This window comes from Bifidobacterium sp. POST2/T3 (B1) (assembly GCF_058197115.1).
Map to the genome: position 1 here is coordinate 1 of NZ_JBVPQK010000393.1, position 2,394 is coordinate 2,394.

Genomic DNA, 2,394 nt, shown 5'->3' on the forward strand with positions numbered 1-2,394 from the left:
ACCACCCGTTTGAAAGAGAAGAGAAGTATGGAATTGCGCGATTTGGCCATGCAGGCCGCCACCATTGCCGTGGAGGCCGGCCGTCATGCCCTTCAGGACCAGATCAACCCCCACGATCCCCGCTCTACCTCAGCCATCGGCCAGGGCACCCAGTTTTCGCCGGGCATCGACACACGTCTGATTCGCTACTGCCGAACCAAGATCGCCGCTCTCGACCCCATGGACGGCTTCTGGGAAGAGGAGGCCGGCAACCGGCGTCCAGGCGGCCGTTACTGGTGTCTGGGCCACATCGACGGTCCGGTCAACTATGTGCGCAACATGGCCGAATGGACGCTTACCATCTCCCTGTTCGCCGTGGACGAGAAGGGCCATGCTTCACCGGTTCTGGGCATCGTGCATGCGCCGGTATTGGGCCTGACCTATCTGGCTGCCAAGGGCCAGGGCGCCATCAGGATCCGGCGGACCATTGTGGGTGACAAACGGGAGAAAATCATCCCTTCCACTATGACCACCCTGACCGGATCAGTAATCAGCTTCGGTATGTCATACTTCCCCAACGAGTCTGAAAAGGTCCTGCAGATTGTCTCGCGCATGGCCGGCAAGCCTGCCGACATCAAGCGCGTCGGTCCAGTCTCGCTGGATCTGTGCCGGGTGGCGGACGGCAGTTACGACGCCTATTTTGAACCGGCCCTGCACTCCTGGGACATCCCTGCTGTTTCTGCGGCGGCTGTCGTGGTCCGAGAGGCCAAGGGTACCCTCTGGCGCTGGGACGGCGGGCATGTGCGCTGGGAGGGCAGCAACGACGTGGTAGCCACCAACGGGCTCATCGCGGAGGATTTGAATACGTATCTGAGCGGGCGCTGATCCGCGCAGGGAAGGAGAGCGACCATGGCTGAGGCAACCCAGCAGGGGCGGCGCATGGCAGCCGGGCAGCAGCAGGAGCAGGAAGAGGATCTGCCGCAGACTGGGGCACAGGAACAGATCCAGGCGGCTGGATCCGACCTGGATGCCGTCCTGGATGACATCGAGACCACTCTGGAGACCAACGCCAAGGAGTATGTACAGGGCTTCGTCCAGAAGGGCGGCCAGTGATCCATGGCGGACGGGCAGGGGACTGACTCGGACTTTCGCAGGATATTCGGCATCGAGACCGAGTATGGACTGAGCCTGACCGGCACCAGTGGCCCATATGCTGCTGGAAGGGTAGCCATGGCCATGTTCCGCCCTCTGATTGAGAAGCACGGGTCAACCAACATCTATTTGCCCAACGGCGCCCGACTCTACCTGGACGTAGGCTCCCACCCGGAGTATGCCACGGCAGAGGCCCGTGATCCACTGACAGCCCTGACTCAGGTGCTGGCCGGGGAACGAATCATGACCGACCTTGCGGAGCGCGCCCGGAAGTACCTGTCGGAGAACCTGGGCGGGCCTGTAAAGGTTCATGTGTTTGCCAACAACGTGGATGCCCAGGGCCATGCCTTCGGCTGCCATGAGAATTACCTGCTGGACCGGAGGGTCCCCTTGGACATGATTGGAGCCTGTCTGGTTCCTTTTCTTGTCACACGGCAGCTGATCACCGGGGCGGGTCGTCTGAGCCCCGATGGGTTCCAGCTCAGCCAGCGGGCCGACTTTCTTGATGAAGCGGTATCCTCGGCCACCACCCGTGCCCGTCCTATGGTCAACACCCGTGACGAGCCTCTGGCCGATCCTGAACGATGGCGGCGTCTGCATGTGATCGTAGGGGATACCAACCGGTCGCCGCTGGCTACCTGGTTCAAGATGGCCAGCACTCACCTGGTCCTCAACCTGGTTGAGCAAGCCTGCCGTCAAGGCCGCAGGCCAGACCTGGTCGACTGGGCCCTGGCCGATCCTGGCGCAGCCGTCCGAGCCGTCAGCCGGGATCGGACCGGCCGGGTCAACCTGGAGCTGGAGGCTTCGACGAAGACCGGCGGTATCAGTGCTCTGGGTCTGCAAGAGGCCTATTGGTCAGCCTGCAAGGCCTTGGTGGACCAACAGGAGGATATAGGCATCGACCGGTCCCAGGCTCTGCATGCCCTGCAACTTTGGAGGATTGCCTTGGATGCGTTGGACGCGGGGCGTTGGCAGGACCTGGCCGACTGGGTGGACTGGGCCGCCAAACTGCGGCTGCTCCAGGGGCTGAGTCGACGTGGTGCCGGGCGCGATCTGGCCCAGGCTTTGGACTTGGACTATCACGATTTGAGCGCGGGAAGATCCTACCCTGGCTTGGTCAGGCATGGGCTCATGCGCTCACCGGTCGACGACTCCGAGGTAGAGCGCGCCATGGATCAACCTCCAGAGGATACCCGGGCCCGTCTGCGTGGCGACTTCGTCCGCGCCGCAGACCGGGGGACACGCACATGGTCATGCGACTGG

General features: G+C 62.8%; 3 protein-coding genes. All 3 read left to right on the top strand.

The features are described 5' to 3' along the window. The first annotated feature begins 27 nt into the window (after positions 1-27). Positions 28-864, top strand: a complete 837-nt coding sequence (locus AC0AP0_RS12000) for an inositol monophosphatase family protein (protein ID WP_045935548.1) — start codon at positions 28-30, stop codon at positions 862-864. 24 nt (positions 865-888) lie between these two features. Then, the gene (locus AC0AP0_RS12005) at positions 889-1,092 is read left to right on the top strand and encodes a ubiquitin-like protein Pup (RefSeq protein ID WP_490430634.1); all 204 of its coding nucleotides are present in this window, start codon (positions 889-891) and stop codon (positions 1,090-1,092) included. A gap of 3 nt (positions 1,093-1,095) precedes the next feature. Next, the coding region (locus tag AC0AP0_RS12010; RefSeq protein ID WP_490430635.1) for a proteasome accessory factor PafA2 family protein at positions 1,096-2,394 on the top strand (1,299 nt) is incomplete at its 3' end.

What these genes read in the sequence shown, in the direction of transcription:
- AC0AP0_RS12005 (WP_490430634.1), top strand. Translation starts at nt 889, where the DNA reads ATGGCTGAGGCAACCCAGCAGGGGCGGCGCATGGCAGCCGGGCAGCAG.
- AC0AP0_RS12000 (WP_045935548.1), top strand. Translation starts at nt 28, where the DNA reads ATGGAATTGCGCGATTTGGCCATGCAGGCCGCCACCATTGCCGTGGAG.